At 63.9% G+C, this 23,551-nt stretch carries 30 protein-coding genes and 1 pseudogene; 23 read left to right on the forward strand and 8 right to left on the reverse strand.

Annotated features, from left to right (window positions below):
• Positions 1 to 49: 49 nt before the first annotated feature.
• Genes KEC56_RS11040 through KEC56_RS11050 form a run of 3 tightly spaced genes read left to right on the forward strand, consistent with a single transcriptional unit; the run spans position 50 to position 1,231 of the window.
• Complete coding sequence (locus KEC56_RS11040) at positions 50 to 469, forward strand: hypothetical protein (RefSeq protein WP_227530990.1); 420 nt, start codon at positions 50 to 52, stop codon at positions 467 to 469.
• An 11-nt stretch (positions 470 to 480) separates the two neighbouring features.
• Positions 481 to 1,089: a site-specific integrase gene (locus KEC56_RS11045; RefSeq protein WP_227530991.1), complete on the forward strand. Its 609-nt coding sequence runs from the start codon at positions 481 to 483 to the stop codon at positions 1,087 to 1,089.
• 4 nt (positions 1,090 to 1,093) lie between these two features.
• Positions 1,094 to 1,231 carry a MerR family transcriptional regulator gene (locus KEC56_RS11050; RefSeq protein WP_227530992.1) on the forward strand — a complete coding sequence of 46 codons (138 nt, stop codon included), beginning with the start codon at positions 1,094 to 1,096 and terminating at the stop codon, positions 1,229 to 1,231.
• Here KEC56_RS11050 and KEC56_RS11055 read toward each other — a convergent pair.
• Positions 1,167 to 1,745 (reverse strand): hypothetical protein, encoded by a 579-nt coding sequence (locus KEC56_RS11055; RefSeq protein ID WP_227530993.1) that lies wholly within the window; start codon positions 1,743 to 1,745, stop codon positions 1,167 to 1,169. The genes KEC56_RS11050 and KEC56_RS11055 overlap by 65 nt on opposite strands.
• Before the next feature lie 215 nt (positions 1,746 to 1,960).
• On the opposite strand from KEC56_RS11055, the gene KEC56_RS11060 reads away from it, so the two are divergent.
• From KEC56_RS11060 to KEC56_RS11075, 4 genes are all read left to right on the forward strand, one after another.
• Positions 1,961 to 2,668, forward strand: coding sequence for an ATP synthase subunit B family protein (locus tag KEC56_RS11060; RefSeq protein WP_227530994.1), 708 nt, complete (start codon positions 1,961 to 1,963; stop codon positions 2,666 to 2,668).
• Positions 2,646 to 3,059 carry a phage holin family protein gene (locus KEC56_RS11065; protein WP_227530995.1) on the forward strand — a complete coding sequence of 138 codons (414 nt, stop codon included), beginning with the start codon at positions 2,646 to 2,648 and terminating at the stop codon, positions 3,057 to 3,059. The genes KEC56_RS11060 and KEC56_RS11065 overlap by 23 nt, the downstream gene beginning before the upstream one ends.
• On the forward strand, positions 3,056 to 3,619 hold the full coding sequence (locus KEC56_RS11070) for a DUF3618 domain-containing protein (protein ID WP_227530996.1): 564 nt from the start codon (positions 3,056 to 3,058) through the stop codon (positions 3,617 to 3,619). The genes KEC56_RS11065 and KEC56_RS11070 overlap by 4 nt, the downstream gene beginning before the upstream one ends.
• A 62-nt stretch (positions 3,620 to 3,681) precedes the next feature.
• The gene (locus KEC56_RS11075) at positions 3,682 to 4,776 is read left to right on the forward strand and encodes a YihY/virulence factor BrkB family protein (RefSeq protein ID WP_227530997.1); all 1,095 of its coding nucleotides are present in this window, start codon (positions 3,682 to 3,684) and stop codon (positions 4,774 to 4,776) included.
• A gap of 33 nt (positions 4,777 to 4,809) precedes the next feature.
• On the opposite strand, the gene KEC56_RS11080 is transcribed toward KEC56_RS11075, so the two are convergent.
• The 3 genes and pseudogenes from KEC56_RS11080 to KEC56_RS11090 form a co-directional block, all read right to left on the reverse strand.
• Entirely contained in the window at positions 4,810 to 5,526 is a 717-nt protein-coding gene (locus KEC56_RS11080) for a TetR/AcrR family transcriptional regulator C-terminal domain-containing protein (RefSeq protein ID WP_227530998.1), read from the reverse strand.
• Between the two features lie 213 nt (positions 5,527 to 5,739).
• On the reverse strand, positions 5,740 to 5,943 hold the full coding sequence (locus KEC56_RS11085; protein ID WP_046746435.1) for a hypothetical protein: 204 nt from the start codon (positions 5,941 to 5,943) through the stop codon (positions 5,740 to 5,742).
• A gap of 359 nt (positions 5,944 to 6,302) precedes the next feature.
• Positions 6,303 to 6,860 (reverse strand): annotated as a pseudogene (locus KEC56_RS11090) (type IV secretory system conjugative DNA transfer family protein); the annotation flags it as partial.
• 203 nt (positions 6,861 to 7,063) lie between these two features.
• Between KEC56_RS11090 and KEC56_RS14120 the strand changes: the two are divergent.
• Positions 7,064 to 7,465 carry an SDR family oxidoreductase gene (locus tag KEC56_RS14120; protein WP_227531093.1) on the forward strand — a complete coding sequence of 134 codons (402 nt, stop codon included), beginning with the start codon at positions 7,064 to 7,066 and terminating at the stop codon, positions 7,463 to 7,465.
• On the opposite strand, the gene KEC56_RS11100 is transcribed toward KEC56_RS14120, so the two are convergent.
• The 4 genes from KEC56_RS11100 to KEC56_RS11115 form a co-directional block, all read right to left on the reverse strand.
• Positions 7,422 to 8,303 (reverse strand): bifunctional methylenetetrahydrofolate dehydrogenase/methenyltetrahydrofolate cyclohydrolase, encoded by an 882-nt coding sequence (locus KEC56_RS11100; RefSeq protein ID WP_227530999.1) that lies wholly within the window; start codon positions 8,301 to 8,303, stop codon positions 7,422 to 7,424. The genes KEC56_RS14120 and KEC56_RS11100 overlap by 44 nt on opposite strands.
• Before the next feature lie 120 nt (positions 8,304 to 8,423).
• Positions 8,424 to 9,593, reverse strand: a complete 1,170-nt coding sequence (locus tag KEC56_RS11105; RefSeq protein ID WP_227531000.1) for a thiolase family protein — start codon at positions 9,591 to 9,593, stop codon at positions 8,424 to 8,426.
• A complete protein-coding gene (locus KEC56_RS11110) occupies positions 9,593 to 10,243 on the reverse strand; it encodes a 3-oxoacid CoA-transferase subunit B (RefSeq protein ID WP_276573132.1) in 651 nt (216 codons plus the stop codon). Before KEC56_RS11110 ends, KEC56_RS11105 begins: the two co-directional genes overlap by 1 nt.
• Positions 10,240 to 11,001, reverse strand: a complete 762-nt coding sequence (locus KEC56_RS11115) for a 3-oxoacid CoA-transferase subunit A (protein WP_227531001.1) — start codon at positions 10,999 to 11,001, stop codon at positions 10,240 to 10,242. The genes KEC56_RS11110 and KEC56_RS11115 overlap by 4 nt, the downstream gene beginning before the upstream one ends.
• Before the next feature lie 159 nt (positions 11,002 to 11,160).
• Between KEC56_RS11115 and KEC56_RS11120 the strand changes: the two genes are divergently transcribed.
• From KEC56_RS11120 to purU, 15 genes are all read left to right on the forward strand, one after another.
• Positions 11,161 to 11,556: a helix-turn-helix domain-containing protein gene (locus KEC56_RS11120; protein WP_227531002.1), complete on the forward strand. Its 396-nt coding sequence runs from the start codon at positions 11,161 to 11,163 to the stop codon at positions 11,554 to 11,556.
• A gap of 133 nt (positions 11,557 to 11,689) precedes the next feature.
• Positions 11,690 to 12,568: an N-acyl homoserine lactonase family protein gene (locus tag KEC56_RS11125; RefSeq protein WP_227531003.1), complete on the forward strand. Its 879-nt coding sequence runs from the start codon at positions 11,690 to 11,692 to the stop codon at positions 12,566 to 12,568.
• Positions 12,561 to 13,379, forward strand: coding sequence for an N-acyl homoserine lactonase family protein (locus KEC56_RS11130; RefSeq protein WP_227531004.1), 819 nt, complete (start codon positions 12,561 to 12,563; stop codon positions 13,377 to 13,379). Before KEC56_RS11125 ends, KEC56_RS11130 begins: the two co-directional genes overlap by 8 nt.
• Positions 13,376 to 14,242, forward strand: a complete 867-nt coding sequence (locus KEC56_RS11135; protein ID WP_227531005.1) for an SDR family NAD(P)-dependent oxidoreductase — start codon at positions 13,376 to 13,378, stop codon at positions 14,240 to 14,242. The genes KEC56_RS11130 and KEC56_RS11135 overlap by 4 nt, the downstream gene beginning before the upstream one ends.
• Positions 14,239 to 15,144, forward strand: a complete 906-nt coding sequence (locus tag KEC56_RS11140) for an NAD(P)-dependent oxidoreductase (RefSeq protein ID WP_227531006.1) — start codon at positions 14,239 to 14,241, stop codon at positions 15,142 to 15,144. Before KEC56_RS11135 ends, KEC56_RS11140 begins: the two co-directional genes overlap by 4 nt.
• Positions 15,141 to 15,533 carry a cupin domain-containing protein gene (locus tag KEC56_RS11145; protein WP_227531007.1) on the forward strand — a complete coding sequence of 131 codons (393 nt, stop codon included), beginning with the start codon at positions 15,141 to 15,143 and terminating at the stop codon, positions 15,531 to 15,533. The genes KEC56_RS11140 and KEC56_RS11145 overlap by 4 nt, the downstream gene beginning before the upstream one ends.
• A complete protein-coding gene (gene pcaC / locus KEC56_RS11150; RefSeq protein WP_227531008.1) occupies positions 15,523 to 15,918 on the forward strand; it encodes a 4-carboxymuconolactone decarboxylase in 396 nt (131 codons plus the stop codon). Before KEC56_RS11145 ends, pcaC begins: the two co-directional genes overlap by 11 nt.
• The gene (locus KEC56_RS11155; protein ID WP_227531009.1) at positions 15,915 to 16,796 is read left to right on the forward strand and encodes an NAD(P)-dependent oxidoreductase; all 882 of its coding nucleotides are present in this window, start codon (positions 15,915 to 15,917) and stop codon (positions 16,794 to 16,796) included. The genes pcaC and KEC56_RS11155 overlap by 4 nt, the downstream gene beginning before the upstream one ends.
• Before the next feature lie 25 nt (positions 16,797 to 16,821).
• Positions 16,822 to 17,595, forward strand: coding sequence for a carboxymuconolactone decarboxylase family protein (locus KEC56_RS11160; protein WP_227531010.1), 774 nt, complete (start codon positions 16,822 to 16,824; stop codon positions 17,593 to 17,595).
• Between the two features lie 226 nt (positions 17,596 to 17,821).
• Positions 17,822 to 18,958 (forward strand): acyl-CoA dehydrogenase family protein, encoded by a 1,137-nt coding sequence (locus KEC56_RS11165; protein WP_372456275.1) that lies wholly within the window; start codon positions 17,822 to 17,824, stop codon positions 18,956 to 18,958.
• 23 nt (positions 18,959 to 18,981) lie between these two features.
• Positions 18,982 to 20,103 (forward strand): flavin reductase, encoded by a 1,122-nt coding sequence (locus KEC56_RS11170; protein ID WP_227531012.1) that lies wholly within the window; start codon positions 18,982 to 18,984, stop codon positions 20,101 to 20,103.
• 4 nt (positions 20,104 to 20,107) lie between these two features.
• On the forward strand, positions 20,108 to 20,677 hold the full coding sequence (locus tag KEC56_RS11175) for a flavin reductase family protein (protein WP_227531013.1): 570 nt from the start codon (positions 20,108 to 20,110) through the stop codon (positions 20,675 to 20,677).
• Positions 20,674 to 21,738 (forward strand): maleylacetate reductase, encoded by a 1,065-nt coding sequence (locus KEC56_RS11180; protein WP_227531014.1) that lies wholly within the window; start codon positions 20,674 to 20,676, stop codon positions 21,736 to 21,738. The genes KEC56_RS11175 and KEC56_RS11180 overlap by 4 nt, the downstream gene beginning before the upstream one ends.
• Positions 21,735 to 22,637: a hydroxyquinol 1,2-dioxygenase gene (locus tag KEC56_RS11185; protein ID WP_227531015.1), complete on the forward strand. Its 903-nt coding sequence runs from the start codon at positions 21,735 to 21,737 to the stop codon at positions 22,635 to 22,637. Before KEC56_RS11180 ends, KEC56_RS11185 begins: the two co-directional genes overlap by 4 nt.
• A 38-nt stretch (positions 22,638 to 22,675) precedes the next feature.
• Complete coding sequence (gene purU, locus KEC56_RS11190) at positions 22,676 to 23,548, forward strand: formyltetrahydrofolate deformylase (RefSeq protein WP_227531016.1); 873 nt, start codon at positions 22,676 to 22,678, stop codon at positions 23,546 to 23,548.
• Positions 23,549 to 23,551: the final 3 nt, after the last annotated feature.

Here is a 23,551-nt window from a genome sequence, read left to right on the forward strand (position 1 = left end):
AGTGGCACGACCGTCCACGCTCGTTCGTCCGAGTCCGCGGGAGGGCGCGATGAGTGCATCGAAGCGAGAGTCATGGGGCAGCCTGCGCAAGCTCCCCTCCGGCCGCTGGCAAGCGCGCTATCCCGGACCCGACGGAGAGACGTACACGGCTCGGACCGAGGGTGACGAAGCGCTGACGTTCCTCACCAAGACGGACGCGCGGACATGGCTTGCCGCCGTGCACGCGAAGATCTCGCTCGGCCAGTGGAACCCGCCAGCGGCCGTAGCGGCACAGAATCGCGCCGAAGCCCCTGCTCAGAAAGCGCGGTCGATGGGGTTCGAGGAGTACTCGGAGCGATGGGTGCAGATGATCAAGACAGAGCGCAATCGCAGCGGCAAGATTCGGGCAATCGCAACCGTCCGCTCGTATCAGAAGCAAGGTCAGCGGTTACCTCATTCCGGAGTTCGGCTGTCGGCGACACTCCGGTGAGGAAGATCGACGTGAACCGCACCCGAGCGATGACGCAGCGACTCGACCGGATCCCTGCGCCATTGAATCCAAAGTCGAAATTCAACGGGATCACGCGGCCGGTGCTGATCGTGCTCATGATGATTTCGCGCCAAGCGGCCCGTGACGGGATCATCCCGGCGGCACCGAGCGTCTCCATTCCGCGTCAGGAGTCGGTGCGTCACGATTCTGACCACAGCGAAGGTGAGGATGTCGTGGCGCCCAGGCAGGTCGAAGCGCTCTACAGGGCGGTTCCCGGGCAGTGGGCGATCATGGTGCCGCTTGCCGCTTGCCGCTTGCCGCTTGTCGCTTGCCGCTTGCCGCTTGTCGCCTGGTGCCAGCTGCGTCGCGGGGAGTGCCTGGGACTCCAACGACGCGACATCGAGAGGCACGATGACGGCAGCGCAACCTTGCATGTGCGTCGTCAGCTGAACGCCAACACTGGTGACTACACCGACACCAGGAGCGATGCCGGCAAACGGTCGCTCACCATCCCAAAGCTCATGACCGCTCGACTCAAGCAACACCTGGCTGACAACGTCACCGCCGAAGCCAAAGCGCCGGTCGTTCCAGCGAGCGTCAGGGCTGGCGATCGCGGCTGAGAGCTTGGGTGTCTCGGTCAAGACGATCCGGCGTCGAATCTCCGACGGCACTGTCCGGGGATACCGGGTCGGACGACTCATCCGCGTCGACCCGGACGAGCTGCGGCGGAGTCTCGTCTCGAAGATCCCGACGGCGGGGTGACCGCTACAACACTCGAGTGTTCGGCGAGACAACATGAGGTGCCGCGGGGCGGATCGCATTCATCCTCGCCATCATCACCACGATAGCCGGTTCCCAGTGGGACATCCTCGCCAACCCACAGAGCTTCCCGCGCATCCCCATCACCCCCGAGACAGCTACTCTCACCGGCATCCTCACCGCCCTCGGCGCGACCGTGGTCGCCCTCATTGGGGCAATCCTCGATGGTCTCCGCTGCGGCGTCGGCGGCCTCCTCCGGGGTGGTGCCGTTGCCGAATCCGACAGCGGCACCGATCGCGGCGACCAGGGCGGTCAGGAGCACTGTGGTGCCCATCGCGGTCAGCCATCCGAAGAACGCGGATCCGAATTTGAAACCGCCGAATTCTGCCTTCTCACGCTCGTGGACATCGGTGCGGAGCGTGTGATTCGCATCGACGGGGACGGCCGCGTGAGAGGAGTCCTTGTCGTAGACGGGTGCGCCGGGTTCCCGGGACTGTTGGGGATCGTTGCTGTTCATACGGCGAAAGTAGGCGCGCACCGAACGAGCACAGGACGTGGTTGCCTCTGGGGATCGGGGCGCGTACGGTATGCAGACTTACAAAGTCAGGCTCTTCTATGACCGACCTGAATACACCGTAAGTCTGCTGGAAACAAGGGTCCTGACGCAGTCGGGAGAGATGGTCTAGAACGGGTTCCACCGATCGGTTCGGTCGGTCCGCGAGAGGAGCACAAATGTCGGACAACTATGAGACGACCAGCCCGAGCGGCTCGGACGTCAACGCCCCCGGTTCTTCGGGCAAGGTGGATGCTGCCAAGCAGGAGGCCGCCGACCTGAAAGACACGGCGGCGACTCAGGCGAAGGACGTTCTTGGCACTGCCAAGGATGAGGCTGCGGCCGTCGTGGGGGAGGCGAAGACGCAGGCGAAGGATCTGTACGCGCAGACCCAGCGGGAGCTGTCGGAGCAGGCGAACACTCAGCAGCAGCGCCTCGCCGGTGGTCTTCGCTCTGTCAGCGATGAACTCGGCTCCATGGCCACCAACTCGGAAGGTAGTGGCGTCGCGAGCGATCTAGTCCAGCAGGTCTCCGGGCGTTTGTCTGCTGCCGCAACCTGGCTCGGTGACCGGGACCCTGGTGCTGTGCTTGCGGAGGTCAAGCGGTACGCACGTCGCAAGCCTGGCACGTTCATCCTCGCCGCCGCGATCGGCGGCATCGTTGTGGGGCGCCTCACCCGCGCGCTCACCGCGAATGCCTCCGACGACAAGGACGCTGCACCCGTGCCCGCTCCCGCGCCGGCACCTCGTCAGGTGTACCCTGACCCGTCCGTGTCCGTTCCCGTGGTGAACGGCGCGGGCGTTGGCGCACCGCTCTACTCGCAGGCGGAGGCAAGCCGCCCGGACATTCTGGGGGAGGACGGCTATGACCGACCCGACACCGTCTGAAGCGAAGGCCGCATCGACGTCGATCGGAGATCTGCTCGGAGAAGTGTCCCGTGACATTTCGACGCTGATGCGCCAAGAGGTCGCACTCGCTAAAGCAGAGTTGAAGGACTCGGCCACGAAGTCCGCCAAGGGTGCGGGACTGATGGGTGTTGCCGGCTACGGCGCACTGATGGCGGTTTTCTTCCTGTCCGTCGCGCTGTGGTGGGCTCTGGGCACGCTGATGGGCGGCGGCTGGTCCGGCGTTGTCGTCGCGGTCCTGTGGGCCCTCATTGCCCTGATTCTGTTCCTGGTCGGCCGCAGCCAGATCAAGCAAGTGAAGGGCGTCCCACAGACCGTGGACACCCTGAAAGAGATCCCCGAAACGTTGAAGAGAAATGAGGAGAACCGATGAGCGATTCACCCGATGAGATCCGCGCCGACATTGAGCGGACCCGCCAAGACCTCGGCATGGACGTGGACGCCCTGGCCGATAAGGTCTCCCCGTCGAAGATCGTGGACCGGCAGGTCGACAAGGTCCGGGGCGCATTTACCTCCGTCCGTGAGCGCGTGATGGGCGCGGCGGATGACGCTGGCTCGTCGCTATCGGATGCGGGCTCTCATGCGGGAGATCTGAAAGACCGCGCGGTCGCGAAGGCGGAAGGGAACCCGCTCGCCGTCGGTCTGATCGCCTTCGGCGCCGGCCTGCTCGTCGCCTCGCTGATCCCCGCGTCATCGAAGGAGAAAGATCTCGCTGCAACCGTGAAGGAGCAGGCGCAGCCGCTGGTTGACGAGGTCACCGATGCCGCGAAGGAAGTCGGCGAGCATCTGAAGGAGCCTCTGCAGGCGTCGGTCGAATCCGTGAAGGCGTCGGCGCAGGACTCAGTCGCCACCGTCAAGGACGAAGCCCAGGTCGCGGTCGGCGACGTGAAGGACCAGGCTCAGCAGGCGCGCGAGAACATCTCCGACAGCTGAACCCGCAGGAATCGGGCGGGCCCGTCAAACGACGGGCCCGCCCCTTTACGAAGGAGCTCGCGATGAGCAGCAAAGCCCCCGCCACCCCGCGCAACGCCCCGGACCCGGAAGCGTCAGGAAAGCCAGATTCCCCGGACGATCTTCACAAGAGGTCCTGGAAATACGTACTGCGGAAGACGATCCGTGAGTTTTCCTCGGACCAGTGCACGGACATCGCCGCGTCGCTGACGTACTACGCGGTGCTGTCGCTCTTCCCGGGCCTGATTGCGATCTTCTCTCTACTGGGTGTCGTCGGGCAGGGAAAAGCCGCCAGCGACGCGGTGCTGGGAATCATCGAGCAGGTCGCTCCCGGCGACACGGTCGACACGATCCGCGGGCCGATCGAGCAGATCGCCGAGTCTCCGGGTGCCGGTTTCGCTCTCATCACCGGCATCGTGCTGGCCATCTGGTCGGCATCCGGCTACGTGGGCGCGTTCAGCCGTGCGATGAACCGGATCTACGAGATCGAGGAGGGCCGCCCGTTCTGGAAGCTGAAGCCCGTCCAGCTGCTGGTCACCGTGATCACGATCGTGCTGCTCGTGATCGCCGCGATCATTCTTGTCGTCTCCGGCTCGGTCACCAAGGCGATCGGCGACGCACTCGGCATAGGCGACGTGCCCCAGACGGTTTGGTCCATCGCCAAGTGGCCGTTGCTGGTGTTCATCGTGGTGTTGGTCGTCGCGATCCTCTACTACGCCACCCCGAACGCGAAGCAGCCGAAATTCCGGTGGATCAGCATGGGCGCCCTGCTAGCGATCATCGTGCTCGCTCTCGCTACCGCAGCCTTCGGGTTCTACGTCGGAAACTTCTCGAACTACGACCGCACCTATGGATCCCTTGCGGGCGTCATCATCTTCTTGCTCTGGCTGTGGATCGCGAACCTCGCGCTGCTGTTCGGCGCGGAGTTCGATGCTGAGCTCGAGCGAGGTCGCCAGCTGCAGGCGGGCATCGCCGCCGAGGAGGACATCCAGCTACCTCCGCGCGACACCCGCAAGAGCGACAAGGCCGCCGAGGAGGAGCGGCAGGACATCGAGAAGGGCCGAGAGATCCGACAGAATGCCGACCCCGACGACACAGCCAAGGACGCGACCACCCCCGGTCCTGCCAGAGAACACTGACGGACGGCCTCGCTCGGGGCGCTCACGCCGCAGCTACTGGGACAGCTCTCCGGCGAGACGGTCGAGGAGTACTTCTAGCGATACCTCGAACTCTTCGTCGGAACGATCCTCGCTCAGAAGAGCCCGAAGCCGGAGCACCTCCGGAGCGTCATCCAAGCCGATGCTCCCGTCACGCTCGGGTATATCCGCGTTTCCTTCGTCGAGCGGTTCTTCCACCGGGCCGGTCTCAGCTCCCCGAACCGCGGATTCCAGCAAGAGTTGACCGAGCAGGAAGCTGCTAAAGGCACGGTACGCATCGACCGCTTGCGCGTCCGTGAACCCGTGCCCCAGCAGGGTGCTGAGGAACGTGTTCACGACCTCGACGCTGCGTAGCGGGGGTCGTAGCCAGGGCGCCGCGGGATGCCGGGTCGCCACTAACGGAAATGCCTGAGGATGATCGATCGCGATCTGACGTACCTTATGGGCGACATCCTGCAGGAAGCCCTGCCAGTGCTCCGCCAACTCGTCGTCCAGGTTCGATGTCAATTGTCCGAGGAGCAGAGCGATCACACCCTCGAGCAGATCCTCACGCCCGTGCACGTACCGGTAAAGAGACATCGCTTCCACACCCAGTTCCTGAGCAAGGGAGCGCATAGAGAGGCCCTGTGCCCCGGCGCGATCGATCTGGCCTAGGGCGGTCTCGATGATGAGTTCGCGACTTAGGCGCCCGGCCGCTGACCCTCGGGGCTCCCGGCTAGATTCTCTCGACATGACGCGTCAACCCTCCCAACGGTCAGGAACGCACCGCCCCTGCGGGTGCAGATCGGACCGACCGATATATGCCACGGTAACCCTGCTTACAACGTAAGCAGGGTTACCTGCCCTCGGTGCGGTCCTGTACCCACCGAGCGATCCCGATCATGAGACGCGCAGAGCTTGCTTCGCGGATCGAAGAGTGTTTGGCCGGACGCGAGAGCCTGCAGGTCAGTTTTCTCCGTTGGCGGCTTCGTCTTCTTCTGGGTTGAAGTGCGAAGGCGAGTCGGACAGGCCTGCGGCTACCCCGTCGGGGTTCGCGGGGATGGTGTTGTCTTCGCCCAGACCCCCGGGCTTGACCGTTCCCTCGGAATCGTTGGTCGGAGCATCGGTATCGGAGTTCTCGAAGCGTGACGCATTGCTGTCGTTGGTCATGGCCCTCTGCTTTCTCTTTTTCCTGTTTCGGGAGACGGCTAGAGTACCTCCTGCGAACACCCGGTCGCACACAGCGGGGAGCGACTCTGCCCGGGCGTTCGGCGGCGATCAGACCCGCGGGAGCAGGTCATCGCCGTGGTGCCGATCGCGGAGCGATCGACAGCTCTCGCGTCAGGGACGATGTCCACAGAGCATGTGTCGAGCTCGCGCGCCGAATCTGCGAGTTCTCTTTGGAGGTCCCCCGCTCCGCCGTCACAGCCCTCCTCGGGTGCCCGGAAGTGAGGTCCATACCAGCCTCGCCCTCTTCGATGAGGAGTGGATTATCGGGTCTCGGGTCCGGGGTGGAGTGGAGGGGGAGCAGTGCCACCTCCCTCCGCCATGAGCACGGGCAACGACGGCAAAGGTGCCAAGTTGCCGATCTCGTCGAGCATCATGCAGATCGGCGGGTCGAGCCTGGCACCTGGCGAGCGGGCAGCCATGCGGCGGGCGACCTCGACCAGATCCTCGATGAACGCCGCCACGAGCGGCGCCGAAGAGGATGCGCCCGAGCCGGTCGCGAGGAGGTACAGCGTGCCGCGCTTGGCGATGAAGCTCTCCGGGTCGAACTCGTCCCCGGCTGTAGGGGTGACGGCCTCCATCACGCGCGGGTCGGCGAGCGACTGGAACGCCAGGCCCACGCCCTGCCAGATGGAGTCCCTCGTCCGTGGATCCGAGGTGACCATCGACTCCAGCGAGTCGGCCCACCCTTCCGCAGCCTGGATGGAGCCTTGCAGGATCCGCACCGCATCCATCGCCGCAGTCGGTGACAGCGCCCACTGGTACAGGGCGCGCGCGTCGCGGCCGTCGATCGCGGCCGCGTGCAGCAGCGCCTGAATCGCAGCCCGCGTCTTCCCCTCCCAGAATCCGCCCGACTCCACATCCGGGAATGGGATTCGCTGATGATGACGAACGTGAGCAGCATGTTCCTCTTCTCGCGCGGAGTGCTCCCCGCGATGTCTGCACGGGGCGGCAGGAGTCATCCTGAATGTCGCCTCGATCTCGGGCATGGTCGGGCTTGCCAAACCAGATCGCGTACGGTGCCACCAAGGTTGCCCTAGTCACGTTCTCCTAGGCCCTTACCATTGAGTATGCGGCGCACGGGGTTCGGGTCAACGCGATCGCTCTGGGAGAGATTGACACCCCGTTCGTCAAGCTCCCGCTCGCCGAACTGCCCGATCCCGAGAAGACGATTGCGGACATTGCCGCCACGCATCCGCTGAATCGGATCGACCAGCCAGAGGAGGTCGCGGACGCGATCATCTACCTTGCCTTGCCGCAGGCATCATTCATCACCGGTGTCACCCTCCCCATCGACGGCGGCTACACCGCAGTGCAGGGTCTCGTGCCGATAGACGAGGCTGTGGGCGGGACAAATTCCGTCTCTCGAACTGCGCGGCGGCGTGCTCCCGTCGATAGGAAGAACCCCGCACCGTGGTTCTTCAGTCGCAGTTGCGTTCGGCGACTTCGACGACGTTCGTCATAAGAAGAGCCACCGTCATCGGTCCGACACCGCCCGGGTTGGGTGAGAGGTACCCGGCGACGTCGGCGGCGGCGGGATCAACATCTCCTGCCACTGTGGATTTACCAGTCTCGGGGTTGAGCTCCCGGGTCACGCCTACGTCCAGCACTGCGGCGCCGGGTTTGATCTCCGCGGCGCGTACGATGTGCTTCACGCCCGCTGCTGCGACGATCACGTCCGCCTCCCGCAGGTGTTGGCTGAGGTCGACGGTGCCGGTGTGTGTGAGCGTGACCGTCGCGTTGTACTCGCGGCGCGTCAGAAGCAGCCCGATCGAGCGGCCGATTGTCACACCTCGGCCGACCACCACAACATGTTTGCCGTTTAGGTCGTATCCGTTGCGCACGAGCAGTTCGATTACCCCTCGGGGTGTGCACGGCAAGGGAGTTGTGATGGGGCCGTTGACGTTCAGTACCAGTCGACCGAGGTTCGTCGGGTGCAGTCCGTCGGCATCCTTGGCGGGGTCGATTCGTTCGAGGATGGCGTCGGTGTCGAGGTGTCGTGGTAGCGGCAGTTGGACGATGTATCCGTGGCACGCAGGGTCGGCATTCAGCTTGTCGATGGCCGCTTCCACCTCGGTTTGGGTGGCGTCGGAGGGGAGCTCGACCTGGATCGAGTTCATCCCGATCGATTCCGACTGTCGATGCTTCATCCCGACATACAGTTGCGATGCCGGATCGGCACCGACCAGCACTGTCCCGATTCCGGGTGTGACCCCACGGGCTTTGAGGGCGGCGACGCGTTCGCGCAGTTCACCGTGGATGGCGGCTGCTGCGGCGCGGCCGTCGAGTTTCTTCGCAGTCATGTGTTTCCTTCTGGTGTGGATTCGAGCGCCTCAGATCCGTTTGAGGTGATGCGCTGGCCGATAGAGAGTGCGCGATGCCAGAAGCAGGTCGGCGCACATCCGCGAGGCGCGGGCGTATGGTCATCGCTCGAGGACGATGGCGAGGCCCTGGCCAACACCGATGCACAGGGCGGCGACGGCGACGCCTCCGCCGCGGCGGGCAAGCTGGTGAGCGGCGTGGCCGACGACCCGCCCGCCGGAAGCACCCAGGGGGTGGCCGATGGCTAGTGCACCGCCATCGATGTTGACCTTGGCGGGGTCAAGGTCAGGCCAACCCGCGAGGCACGCAAGCGATTGCGACGCGAACGCTTCGTTGAGCTCTACGATGTCGACATCGTTCCACGTGCGTCCAGCCCGGGCGAGAGCTCGGTTGGCGGCCTCTACAGGGGCGATGCCGAACACATCGGGGTCGTTGCCGAATACACCCCGGCCGGTGATGCGGGCCAGCGGTTCGCTGTCGCAAGCGCCTTCGCGTCCGAGAAGTACCGTCGAGGCACCATCGTTGATCGGCGATGAGTTGCCCGCTGTCACGGTGCCATCGGCGGAGAATAGCGCTTTCAGGCGTCCGAGCTTCTCGAGTGAACTGTCGTCGCGGATGCCTTCGTCGCGGTCGAGTTCTGCTCCGGGAACCTGGACTACCTCGGCGTTGTACATGCCAGCAGCCCAGGCATCGGCCGCAAGGGTGTGGCTGCGCAATGCGAACGCGTCCTGGGCATCGCGGGTGATCCCGTGGAGGCGGGCGAGCTTCTCAGCGGATTGCCCGTTGGCGATCGTCCAGTCCTCTCGCAGCTTCGGGTTCGTCATCCGCCAGCCGATCGCTGTGTTCCACAGCGTTTGATTCCCGACTGCAGGCCACGGCTTGGCGGACTTCTCAACTACGAACGGCGCGCGGCTCATGGACTCCACCCCGCCCGCCAAGATCAGATCCGCATCCCCGGCTTCGATGGCGCGCGACCCTTGGATCACCGCTTCCAAGCTCGAGCCGCAGAGCCGATTCACCGTCACCCCTGGCACCGTGCTGGGGAGGCCGGCGAGCAGCGCCCCGAACCGGGCCACGTTGCGATTGTCCTCGCCTGCCTGGTTCGCATCGCCGAACACCACGTCATCTATCCGGGACGGATCGATGCCGGCGCGTTCCACGGTCGCTTTCATGACCACAGCAGCTAGATCGTCGGGGCGAACCCCGGATAGTGCGCCACCGGCTCGGCCGAAAGGTGTCCGAACCGCGTCATAGATGTATGTTACGGGCATCAGTGCAGTTCCAATCCAGTCAGCTCAGACAGCGACGCGAGGGTATTGCTACCGAACGTCTCACGCACCATGAACCGGTCGTCCACGATGTCGAATATGGCGTGATCGGTGTACACGCGGGTCACGCACCTCACCCCGGTCAGCGGGTATGTACACGTCGCGACCAGCTTCGGCTCACCTGTCTTCGTGAGCAGATCGGTCATGACGAACACCTGCTTTGCCCCGATCGCCAGATCCATCGCCCCGCCCACTGCGGGGATCGCATCGGGCGCGCCGGTCGACCAATTCGCGAGGTCACCGGTCTGCGACACCTGGAATGCACCGAGCACGCACACGTCCAGGTGGCCTCCCCGCATCATCGCGAACGAGTCCGCATGGTGGAAGTACGCCGCTCCGGCAAGCGCTGTGACGGGCTGCTTGCCCGCGTTGATGAGATCCGGATCAATCCGCCCCGGATCGGGGGCGGGCCCCATCCCGAGGAGCCCGTTCTCGGTGTGCAGGATGATCTCCTGATCGATCGGGAGGTAGTTGGCGATCAGCGTGGGTGCGCCGATCCCCAAGTTGACATAGGAACCTTCCGGGATGTCGGCCGCGATCCGTTGCGCCAGTTCCTCTCTCGACACGCGCGTGGCGTACTGGGACAAACTCATGGGGTGGTCCTTTCGCTTGCCGATACCGCCACGTCTGGCCGTCGTCCCTCGACGTCGACGCCGCCAATGAATACACCGTCGTTCAACCACGCCCTCGGTCCCACCGGGACTACGTGATCGACGAAAATGCCGGGTGTAATGATGTGCTCCGGGTCCAGTGATCCCAGAGGCACGACCTCGTCCACCTGAACCACGGTCGTCGTCGCTGCAGTGGCCATGATCGGACCGAAATTGCGGGCCGTCTCCCGGAACACAAGGTTCCCCCACCGGTCCGCCGCCCGGGCGGAGATCAATGAGAAGTCCGCCCGGATCGGGTGCTCAAGAACATAGGCGCGGCCGTCGATCACGCGCGTTTCCTTGCCTTCGGCAAGTTGCGTGCCCACACCGGTGGGGGAGAAGAACGCTCCGATCCCCGCCCCTGCCGCGCGGATCCGCTCCGCGAGGTTACCCTGAGGGACGATCTCCAACTCGATCTCGCCCTTCTGGTACAGCCCGTCGAACACCCACGAGTCATGCTGTCGCGGAAACGAACACACGATCCTGCGAACGCGCCTTGCCGCGAGCAGCGCGGCAAGGCCTTCGTCGCCGTTGCCAGCGTTGTTGTTCACGATCGTCAGTTCCGAGGCCCCCTGCGCGATCAACGCATCGATCAGCTCCACCGGCTGCCCCGCGCGCCCGAACCCGCCGATCATCACGGTCGCACCATCTGGGATGCCTGCCACGGCGGCGGCAACGTCAGCCACCGTCTTGTCGATCATCGAGTCCTCCTGTCTTCGTTGACATGGTGCTCTCTAAGGTTCGCTTGGAGCACTGCTGATTAGTAGCGTGAGATCACTCGATAAGCACGCGACGCGCCCAAGTCTCCCGGTTTCGCCCGATCACTGGATCGCGGACTCTTAGAGCCGAGTACGTTTCTGATGCCAAGTGCCTTCGATGCGGAGAATCCGACGATGCCTCTGAGCCCGGTAGTGCGAAAGACCAGGCTCAGCCGAGCCACGGCGCGGCGATTCCTCCATACCCTCGTCGATTTCGGCTGCGTCGCACCGGATGGACGTTTGTTCTGGCTCCCTCCGCGGCCATTCGAGATCGGGTGCGCGCGGCGATTAACGTCTCCGCACCCACTCGCCGCGCAGATACGGGCTGCATCATTTCTCATCTCCTCGACACAGCCCCGGCGATTGAGACAGATCTCTCGCACACACAACGATGCACGCTCCGGTGGGCTCCGGCGCTCCCCTCGAGCCACGAAAGTGGGGTTCGCCCTTCAAGACATTGAGTCTCGCCGCGGCTCGTATCGGCGGGCAATCCGCTAGCCGGCTCCGAAAACTCTTGGTGGCTCCGGTCTAGGTATGCGCTTCACCGGCTCGCATCGGTCTGTCTTGTCGTATCGCGTGTATTTCGGGTGATCTCACGCTACCGATGCGCAGCTCCCCGCGCGAGTGTTGGATGCACAGTGTCGACGAAGACAGTAGGAGTTTCATGGAGCAAGAACGTACCAAGAGCGGCGCATCGGATTGGCCCGCGACGTCGGACTCAGCGGATGGCCTCACTGTCGTTCAGGTCAAGTACGGCGATCGGGTGACGCGCAAGAGCGTCGTTTTCCACGGGTTCGCTGAGTCGGGCGAGGCCGATGCCGATCAACTCATGGACTACTCGTTCTGGGTGGCACTTACTGCTGACAAGGTGATCCTCATCGATACCGGCTATGACATCGCGGCGCAGGACTGGTTGGGGGAGGTCAGTCGCACGCCGACGCCCGAAGGTCTTCGCCTGCTGGGCATCGATCCCGCAGATGTGAATCTCGTCATCGCCACGCACTTCCACTACGACCATGTGGGCTACATCGATCACTTCCCGGCGGCGACGATCGTCGCTTCACGGACCGAGTACGAGTATTGGGTCGCGAAGTACGCCGAGAACGGCCTCGTCGGCGAGTTCGCGACCCCAAGGGATGTGACTGCGATTATGCGTGCTGGTGACGAGGGGCGTCTGCGCCTCGTGGACGGAGTGACCGAAGTGTTCTCCGGGATCACGGTCTATCCGGTGGGCGGGCACTGCCCAGGTCAGTTGCTCACCTACGTCGAGAGTCTGTCTGGGCCGCTCATCCTCGCATCCGATGCGATCCACCTGAGCGAGCAACTCGAGCGAGGGTGGCCGTTCTTCGCCCACACCGACCTCGATGAGATGGTGGCGGCGATCGCCTTCGCGAAGGAGCTGTCCGCGAGAACTGGTGCCCCGATCATTCCGGGGCACGATCCTCGCGTGCGCACCCACTACCCGGCGGTCGATGGGCCGGCAAATGCCATTGCCACCGCTCTTGGATGATAACGATGACGACCGTTACGAGGTGGTCATCGTGCGCTACGGCACCCGGCAGACGTCCCGCAGCGATGTGTTCCTCAACTACGGGGTATACGGCCTCGACGACGCCCCCATCGACATGGATTACTTCGTGTGGATCGTCCGCAACTCCCGCCGGACGATCCTCGTCGATACCGGATACTCCGTCGAGGGAGGGACGTCACGTGGGCGTACGTTGCTGATGGAACCGACCACCGCGTGGCGGATGCTCGACATCGACCTGGACGCCGAAATCGTTGTTGTCCTCACCCACGCGCACTACGACCACGCAGGCAATCTCTCCGCACTTCCCGCCGCTGAAGTCGTGGTCGCGCAGAGCGAGATCGACTTCTGGCTCGGCCGGCTGTCACAGCGAGCCCAGTTCCGTCACTCCGCGGACGAAGCCGATCTCGCCGCCCTGGCCCTGGCCCGGGCAGAGGGAAGGGTCACAGCTTTCCGAGGCCGCATCAGTATTGCTCCCGGCATCGAGGTGATAGAGGTAGGCGGCCACACGCCGGGCCAGGCTGTCGTCCTCGTGCAGACGGCCGCCGGGCCGGTGCTGCTCGCCAGCGACGCAGTGCACTACTACGAGGAACTCGACGACGACATGCCATTCACGTACGTTGCCGATCTCCCGCGTATGTATGAAGCCTTCGATCAGATCACCCGGATGAGTGAAGCAGGCGACGTCACACACCTGGTGGCCGGACACGACCCCTCGACGCTGCAACGTTTCCCGCCGTACGAAGCAATACCCGGGGGTCTCAGTGCCATCATCGGAAGGAACTCCCCTTGACCAACGAAAGCAGGCGCTTCACCGACCGCGTCGTAGTCGTCACTGGTGCCGGAAGCGGTCTCGGTGCCGCCTCGGCGCGACGGCTGGCAGTTGAAGGTGCACACGTTGTGCTCGTCGACATCGACGAGGCAGCAGCTGAAGCCGTAGCCGCGGACATACCGGGGCCGACGCTCGTCGTCGGCGCTGATATTGCAGAGGAGGCGGCGGTCGAGGAGTATCTGCGCCGGGCCGTCGAACGATTCGGCCGAATCGACCACCACCACCTGAACGCGGGAATCTTCGGCAGCTTTATACCGCTCCCTGATCTGCCACTGTCAGAGTTCGAGCGCGTAATGGCGGTGAACGTCCACGGACAGTTCCTCGGAATGAGGGGGGCGTTCCGGCAGTTCAGCGCGCAAAGCTCTGCGGGATCTATCGTGCTCACCGCCTCCATCGCCAGTCTCACCGGTGCCGCCGATCTGCTCCCGTACCACGTGTCCAAGCACGCGGTGACAGGCCTTGTTCACGCCGGCGGCGTGTACGGAGGGCCGTTGGGCATCCGCGTCAACGCCGTAGCACCGGGGATCGTTCCCACCGAGCTATTCGCCGAGGCGTCATCCATGCGTGGAGGTAAGGACGACATGGCACACCGTGCGTCGACGACCCCCTTGCGCCGAGCGGGAACACCCGAGGAAGTCGCCGCGGTCGTGTCATTCCTTCTCAGCAATGACGCCGCATACGTGACTGGCCAGCTCGTCAGCGTCGACGGCGGCGCCACGGTAGTCAACACCGTGCGCCCGTCTGGCGGAGCAGGAGCATGGGATCCCCGACCGGTCGACGACGCGCTCTACCACGGAAGCGGGAACTGGGGAGATGAACTATGAATGCCACCATCGGCTTTGTCGGCCTCGGCAACATGGGCGGGCGGATGACGCGCCGCCTCATCGATGCTGGCCTCGATGTCATCGGCTACGACCCTGTCACCGAAGCGATTACATCGGCCGGGGCGACTCCCAGTGGCGACGTGCGGGCACTCGCAGCAGCGAGCGACATCGTCTTCCTCTCCCTCCCAGATTCCCGAGTCGTCGAGACAGTGATCCTCGGCGACGATGGCATTCTCGAGGCTCTGCGGCCCGGCACAACTGTTGTCGACCTGAGTACCTCATCGCCTGCGTCGACACGGGAGATCCACCGCCGCTTGATGAAACGGAACATCGGATACCTCGACGCGGGGATCTCCGGCGGCGCCGCCGCCGCCGATTCGGGCACGCTCACGCTGATGGTCGGCGGCAGCAGTGACGACGTTGCGCGCGTCCAGCCGTATCTTCAGCCTTTCGCGGCCAGAGTCTTCCATGTCGGCGAGAGCGGCGCGGGTCACGTCGTCAAGCTCCTCAACAACTTCCTCAACGCCGTCGCGCTGTCCGCGACCGCCGAAGTAATGATCGCCGGCAAGAAAGCGGGCATCGACCTCGCTGTCCTTCTCGACGTGCTCAACAGCAGCTCGGGGGTGAACTTCGCGACCCTGAACCGGTTCCCCAGGATCATCACGGGCGACTACCTCGAGGGCGGACTCACCAACACGCTCATGCTCAAAGACGTCGCGCTGTACGCGGAGCTCATCGGCGAACTCGGGGTAGCCGGACTCAATGTCCCCGGCCCTATGGCGGCGTTCGGGCTGGCCCGCCAACTCGGGTACGCCGACTCGATCAGCAACACCGTCGTCGACGCGATCGGCGACATCTCAGGCGGAGTGCGCCTGCACGTCGATGACAGGGGGACACGATGATCATCACTCATCCGAACGAACAGCGGAAGGTGCCGGGAAAGGCCTCGCAGTTCACCGGCCTGGCGCTCGGAGATGCGGTGATGCCCGCCACCGACGGCGTCATCATCAACACCGTGTCGTTCGCGCCCGGTTCACGCACCCACTGGCATGAGCATGAGGCGGGCCAGCTGCTGATCATCCTCTCTGGATACGGGCTCATCTGCACCGATGGCGAAACACCGCAGCCACTGCGTACGGGGAGCTGGGTGTGGATCCCGCCAGGCGAGCGGCACTGGCACGGCGCAGCCCCCGACTCCTTCTTCACGCACACCGCGATCTCATTCGGCGCCACGCGCTGGTCGGATGCAGTGAGCACCGACGACTACGAAAGGCACCACCATGACCAATGAAACATCCCATCGAGACACCTTCAATGCCGGGTTGCAAGCACGCAAGGAGGTGCTCGGTGAAGCCCACGTCGAACGTTCGCTCGCCCAAGCCACCGAGTTCACCCAGCCGATGCAAGAACTCGTCACCGAGTACTGCTGGGGAGCGATCTGGACGCGCGAAGGACTCGACCGGCAGACCCGCAGCCTCCTCAACCTTGCCTTGTTGACCGCTTTGAACCGTTCGCATGAGCTCGCGGTCCATGTACGGGGAGCGATCAACAACGGAGTCACGAAGCAGCAGCTCCAAGAGGTCTTCCTGCAGACAGCGATCTACGTCGGCGTGCCCGCGGCCCTCGAGTCGTTCCGTATCGCCGAGAAGGTCATCGAGGAGATGGATGTCCAGTGACCGGCGACACCACCACTGTGGCCTTCATCGGGCTCGGCAACATGGGGATCCCGATGGCCTTGCAGCTCATCGCCGCGGGACACCGCGTTGCAGGGTACGACGTCTCCGCAGACGCACGGGCTGCTCTCGTCACACAGGGCGGAATCGCCAGTGACAACCTCACCGAAGTCGTCGCTGGCGCCGACATTGTCATCCTGATGCTCCCGAACTCGGACATCGTCACTCAAGTGACTTCCGATCCCGAGTTCCAGGCGGGTCTTCATGCCGACTTGTTCGTCATCGACATGGGCTCCTCCGAGCCGATGGTGACCCGAGCACTTGCTGAGCACCTCGCAGGCATCGGGATCACGCTGATAGATGCGCCGGTGTCTGGAGGAGTGCGGGGTGCAGCAAGCGGCACACTCACGATCATGGTCGGAGGTTCCGGCCCCGCCGTCGACAGGGTACAGAACGTTCTAACCCCGCTTGGTCGCATCGTGCGGACGGGGCCAGTTGGATCCGGGCACGTCGTCAAAGCGCTCAACAATCTCCTCTCCGCCACCCACCTCTGGGCGACCAGTGAGGCAATGCTCGTCGGTGAGCGCTTCGGCGTCGACCCCAAGGTGATGCTCGACGTGCTCAACGGATCGAGCGGCCGCAGCGGCTCGACTGAGAACAAATGGCCCAACTTCATCCTCTCCGAGACCTACGACTCAGGATTCGGGCTGCGGCTGATGCTGAAAGACATGCGCATCGCGAATGCACTCGCCGTCGAACTGGGCGTGCCAAACGAACTGGGCGACTTCGCCGCCGAGCGCTGGGCTGATGCGGCCGAGGATCTCCCCTCGACCGCCGACCACACCGAGATCGCACACTGGATCGCATCCCGCGCACACTGACCACCGCCGACGAAAGGGACATGAGATGGACCTCACCTCTCGGCAGCAAGAGATCAAAGACCGCTTCATGGCCGAACGCGGCGAGTGGAGCGACGCCTGGGAAGCGGTGCTGCAGATCGATCCCGACTTCGTCAGCGCCTCGCTAGACATGCTGCAAGTGCCCTACACGAAGAACCATCTCAGCGCAAAGTTCAAAGAGCTCTGCTACCTCTCCTGGAATGCCGCAGCCACGCACGGCAACCTCAATGGCGCACGCACGCACATGCGCCGCGCTCTCGCGCTCGGCGCGACGCCTCATGAGATCGTCGAAGTGCTCCAGCTGGCTTCGACACTCGGCATCCACACTATGAACATCGGTGTGCCGCTTCTCGTGGAGGTGCTCGAGGAGCGTGGTCGCACCGGACCCGCTCCGCTCACCGCCGCACAAGAAGAGCTGAAGCGACAGTTCACAGAGACTCGCGGTTATTGGCACGACTTCTGGAACGAGATGCTCGAGCTGGATCCAGAGATGTTCGCCGCGTACACCGAGTTCTCGTCAGTGCCATGGCGGACGGGCGTGCTCACGCCCGCAGAGAAGGAACTGATCTACATCTCCTACGACATCGCGGCGACACATCTCTACGTGCCCGGCACGAAACTCCACATTCGCAACGCGCTCAACCATGGAGCGACCGTAGAGCAGGTCATCGAGGTTATGGAAATCTCCAGTGTCCTGGGACTGGATGCCATGGCAAGTGGCATACCCATATTGCTCGAAGAGCTCCGCGCCGCGGGCCGGCCGTTGGACGCCGACGCGTGAGGGAGTTCATAAGTGCGCGGATGGCGAACAAGTAGGCGTAGTCGCGTGCGAATCGGGTGACCTCACGCTACTCCCATCGACAGGTAGGCGAGAGGCTGAAGTGACGCTCAATCAATGATGATCGAAGGAAGTCGACATGAACGCTCCCGTTACTCTTCCGGCCACCCGTCCGGAGACTCTCAGCCTCGACGAAGCCATCGCGAGTGCACGCTTGATCGGAGAGCAGGTGCTCGCAGAGGCGGAGAGCACTGAGCGAAACTCTCGTCACTCAGAGGCGCTGCATCAGCAGTTCCTGCAGGCGGGCTTCTACCACCTCCTCCGCCCGAAGACATGGGGTGGGTACGAGTTCACCCTTCCCGACTTCCTGCGAGTAATGCGCGAAATCGCGCAGGCGGACATGGCTACCGCGTGGTGCCTCACGCTCGCCTCCGGTCACAACCTCCAGGTCGCCTCCTACTGGAGCGAGAAGGCACAAGCTCAGCTGTTCGCTGGCGACTACTTCGCCGCGCCGATGACGAGCGCCCCCACAGGCACGCTCACCCGTGTGGAAGGCGGCTTCCTCGTTGACGGTGTGCACCGATATGCCTCAGGCGTGCCCTACTCCACTCACTTCAGCGGTCACTCCTTCCATGACGACCGTCCGGGCGTCATCTCCAACTTCATCGCGCCGCGTGACGCCTACGAGATCCTCGACGACTGGGGCGGAACGCTCGGGCTGCGCGGCAGCGGTTCAAACTCGGTCAAGTTCGACAACGCCTTCATCCCCGACGAGTTCGTCCTCGAAGGGGTGAGCCAGTTGAGCATCGACCCCGCAACCCAAGCCCCGGGGCGTGCATTGCACGGGAACCCCATGTACGGGGCGCCAGGCATCGGATTCTTCTCGCTCGAGCTGAACTCCCTGGCGCTCGGCGCCGCGCTCGCACTGTTCGATCAGTACGACGATCAAATGACCGTCCGCAAGACCACCTTCCCGCCGTTCGCGCTGCGCAGCGAAGACACCTTCTTCCAATGGCGGTATGGGACAGCGCGGGCCAAGCTCGATGCCGCGGTGGCGAGCATGGATTACGCGGGCGTCCTCTTCAACAAGGCTATCGCCGACTCGGTGTCGGAGCCCTACTCGAAGCCCGCTGACGTGCGCGTCGCGCTCGCCGCGCAAGAGTCGGGACGGCTGCTGTGGGAGGCCGTACACGGCTACTTGTTCAAGTCGATCGGTTCGAGCGCTGTCGTGCAGGGAACTCGGGTCGAGCGCATCTGGCGAGACCTGAGCCAATGGTGGAGCCACCTCAACACGCAGTTAGCAGACCCGGTTGCATCTATGTACGCCGCCCAGCACTTCGATCCGCAGTCACCTTCCTCGCTCTGAGCGAGAGGTCGGAGATGTTGGTCATGAACGAAACCACGACCGCAGTTGCATCGGATGAGTTCGTCACGGCTATGAACCACTTCGCCTCCGGGGTCGCCGTAGTCACGTCACGCCGCGGACAGTGGCCAGTCGGCGCGACGGTGGCGGCGATCGCGCCCATCTCTTCCGATCCGCCAGTGGTGATGGTGTCGATGTCGGTGGCGTCGAGCACAGCGGCGGCGATCATCGATAAGGGCGCCTTTACCGTCAACGTGCTAGACGAGGACGCAGCGATGCTTGCCGGGGTTTTCGCGAGTCGTGCACCCGACAAGTTCGCCGGTCTCGAGTGGGATGAGGACGGACTGGGTAACCCGGTGCTCCACCAGAGGGTCGCATCGATCAGCTGCATGGTGCTCGATGCCGTCTCGTCGGGTTCGCACTGGGAACTCCGTGGGCAGGCCGTCGACGTCGATATTCGCGGCGGAAACCCGCTCGCGTACTACCGCGGCGCATTCGCACACCTGCACACTGACGCAGACCGTGCCGTGCTTGATGCGGTGTGTGCCTACGTACTTGCTGTGCGTACGGATAAGGATCACCGACTCGACCCTGATCTCCTAGCTTCCGAGCTCTCCGTATCGCGCGGAGCCATACTGCGTGCCCTGTCCCGGCTGAAATCCGACGCGCTCGTCGAACGTGTGGACGGGGCTTACTATATTGCGGGTGTTTCGGATGAGGTTGTCGATGCCGCATATGCGGCGAAGCTGATCCTCGAAATTGGTGTTGCCAGCCACGTGGTGGATCGCATCACCGACGACGATGTGCTCTCGCTGCGGGCGCGACTGTCATCGGTACATGCCGCAGCATCCGCCGAAGGCGAAGAGTCTCTCGAGAAACTTGTCGCCGCGCTCGACGGTGTTGGGGAGTTCTTTGTCGGGCTCGCAGGCTCAGAACCACTCGTTCGCGCGTATCGCTCTCTCGGTCTGCCGGGCATAGATCGGCGGACCATCACGAGAACCATGCTCGCGAACATCCCGCCCGGAGGAGGATTCGAGGCTGTGGTGGACGCACTCGAACGACGTGACCTCCCCGCAGTGCTTGAGGCACTGCGATCAGAGCGGCGAACCCCGGCGTTCGTCCGCAATTTGACACGAGGACAGGATTGATCCGATGGATCGCATTGCTATGACTGACCGCGGCCTCTCGCACCGCGAGAGCGCCGAAGTTTCGCTCCTCGCGGGGGGTGTGACATCGGAGGAGTTCAAGACCGCGTTCCGCAACCATCCCGCGGGTGTCGCCGTCATCACCGCGGCAACGCCAGAGGGCCCGGTTGCTCTCACCGCGACATCCGTTGTCTCGGTCAGCGCTGAGCCCCCGGTCCTGATCTTCTCGTTGTCGGCATTGTCCTCGGCGACAGCAAGCATCCGAGCCGCGGAGACGATCGTCGTTCATCTGCTCGCCGACAAGGATCTCCCGGTCGCCCGCCTGTGCTCGACATCCGGCGTGGACCGTTTCGCCGATCCGATGACTTGGTCGCCGCTGACCACTGGCGAGCCTCTCTTCCACGGAGTCGAATCTTGGCTGCGCTGCAGAATCGTTGACCGGATGGACGCGGGCGGCTCCACAGTTGTCGCCGCGCAGGCGCTGCAGGCTTCGACCGCGGGCTCGGCTGAGATATCGCCGTTGGTCTACCACAACAGGGGATGGCATCATCTCGGCGCACACTCGGAGCTGTCATGAGGATCGCTCCGTTCACCTATCGCTCTCGCGCCATCGATGTGCGCTTCGGCCGTGATCAAGCGGCGGAGCATGTGCTCGACTACGTCGACACCCACGAGGCCAGACGCATCCTGGTGGTCGCGACCCGCTCCCAGTTGGCGACCGCTGATCGACTCACGGCAGCGCTTAGTGGGCATGTCGTGGCGCGCTTCGTTGACGTCGTCGAACATGTCCCCGCGGCAACCGCGGAAGCCGCTCGCCGAGTCGCGGCCGACATGAGAGCCGATCTTGTGTTGTCGATCGGAGGCGGCTCGACCACGGGAACGGCAAAGGCGATCGCTTTGACCGCGCGCCTGCCCATACTCGCGGTGCCTACCACCCTTGCTGGCTCGGAGATGACAGACACGTGGGGCATCACGACGGACGGGCGCAAGCTGACGGGGAAGGATCCAGCGGTCTTGCCTCGTGCTGTCGTCTACGATCCAGCGCTTCTGGATCGTCTGCCCGAGCAGCTTGCGGTAACTTCAGCTTTCAACGCGATGGCGCATTGTGTCGAAGCATTCTGGGGCCCCGGCGCAAACCCCCTCAGCTCGATCATCGCCGCCGAGGGTGTACGTCAGCTTGCGAACGGGTTGCGCACGATGCGAAGCAGCCTGCCTGGCGTCGTTGACCAACTCCAATACGGGAGCTTCCTGGCCGGGCTGGTATTCGCTGATGCCGGATCAGGGCTGCATCACAAAATCTGCCACGCGCTGGGAGGGGCGTTCGATCTCTCCCATGCGGGCACACACACGGTCGTTCTTCCGCAGGTACTGCGATTCAACGCACCGGCAGTGCCTGAAACGGCCACCGCGCTAGCCGGGGCGCTGGGCGTCGATGATGCAGTCGATGGCCTCTTCGAACTGATCGCTGCAACCGGCGCGCCGCGCAGTCTGAGCGAACTGGGCATGCCGGCGAACGACCTTCCTATCGCGGTCGACGTCGTCGCCGAGAAGCTCCCGATAGACAACCCCCGAGAAGTGACCCGCGGTTCGCTCGAACAGCTGCTCGCCGCTGCCTACCACGGAGAGGATCCACGATGACCCCCCACACCAGCGATGCCGTACGTCAGGCGGCCCGCGAATCAGCCCTGACGGACGAAGTGGTGCACAGCTTCGCAACCAGCACAGACCCCCGCCTCCGGGTGGTCATGGCCTCGCTTGTGCGTCATCTGCACGCTTTCATCCGTGATGTGCGCTTGACGCAGGAAGAGTGGGATGCGTCGATCGCATTCCTGACACGCGCGGGAGACATCACCGACGCACATCGACAGGAGTTCATTCTGCTGTCGGATGTGCTCGGCGCATCGATGATGACGGTTGCGGTCAACGCTCCCGCCCGCTCGACCGCGACCGAGTCGACCGTGTTCGGTCCCTTCTTCGTGGAAGACGCTCCTCTGATCACCAGCGGTGACGACATCTCAGCCGGGATGCCCGGTCGGCCATGCCACGTACGCGGCAGTGTGCGGTCTACGGCTGGCGAAGTGCTTGCGGGCGCCCGCGTAGAGGTCTGGGCTGCCGACGACGACGGATTCTACGACGTCCAGTACGAGGGTTCGGAACTCGCAGGCCGTGCACATCTCTTCACTGACGAAGAGGGGAAGTACGACTATTGGACGGTGCAGCCCGCCGCGTACCCGATCCCCCACGACGGTCCGGTCGGAGATCTCCTCACCGCCGCTGGCCGCTCACCGATGCGTCCCGCACACATCCACTTCATGGTCAGCCATCCCGGCTACGAGACGCTCATCACTCACATCTTCGTAGCGGGTGACGAATGGCTCGACAGTGACGCGGTGTTCGGTGTGAAGGAATCCCTCATCGTCCCGTTTACAGAGCACGAACCAGGGCATGGCCCGCGCGGACGGGTCATTGAAGAGACCTGGAGTTCCACCACCTTCGATATCGTCCTGGCCCCCGCCGAGCCCGGGCCTGACGCCTGACTCACCTCTGCACGCCCGACCCAGAAAGTAGCACCTCCATGGCACAGGCCACCAGACTCAAAGACCACGCTTGCCTCATCGTTCACGGTCCTGACCAGCCGGGCATCGTCGCCGCGGTCAGCGCGCTCATCACGCGGAACAACGGCAACATCGTCTCCCTCGATCAGTACTCTTCCGACCCGAAGGGAGGGGATTACTTCCAAAGAGTGGTCTTTCACCGCCCCGACTTCAACGCAGCCGTAGCCGACATCGAAGCCGACCTGGCCGCCACGCTCGAGCCATACGGGATGCAATGGCAACTCACCGACCAGGCGACGCCCAAGCGGATGGCGGTGCTCGCCTCGACCAGCGACCACTGCCTCCTGGACCTGCTTTGGCGCCACCGACGCGGCGAGCTGCCGGTGACTATCCCGATGGTCATCTCCAACCACACGAATGTCGTCGCGGATGTGCGCTCGTTCGGCATCCCGTTCTTCCACGTTCATTCGCAAGGGCCAGACAAGTCAGAAGCGGAAGCGCGCATCCTGGAGCTGCTCGCCGGGAACGTGGACTTCGTCGTCCTCGCACGATACATGCAGATCATTAGCGAAGACTTCCTCGACAAGCTCGATGTCCCGGTCATCAACATCCATCACTCGTTCCTGCCGGCCTTCATCGGCGCAGCTCCCTACCGGAAAGCGCATGAACGCGGTGTGAAACTCATCGGAGCCACCAGCCACTATGTGACGAAAGACCTCGACGAAGGTCCCATCATCGAGCAGGACGTCACGCGTGTGAACCATGCGATGACCGCAGCAGATCTGCAGGCGCGCGGCGCCTATGTGGAACGCGCGGTGCTTTCGCGCGCCGTTCAGTGGCATGCGGAAGACCGCGTCATCCGCCACGGCAATCACACGATCGTGTTCGACTGACGA

Source organism: Microbacterium tenebrionis (assembly GCF_020682665.1).
GTDB lineage: Bacteria > Actinomycetota > Actinomycetes > Actinomycetales > Microbacteriaceae > Microbacterium > Microbacterium tenebrionis.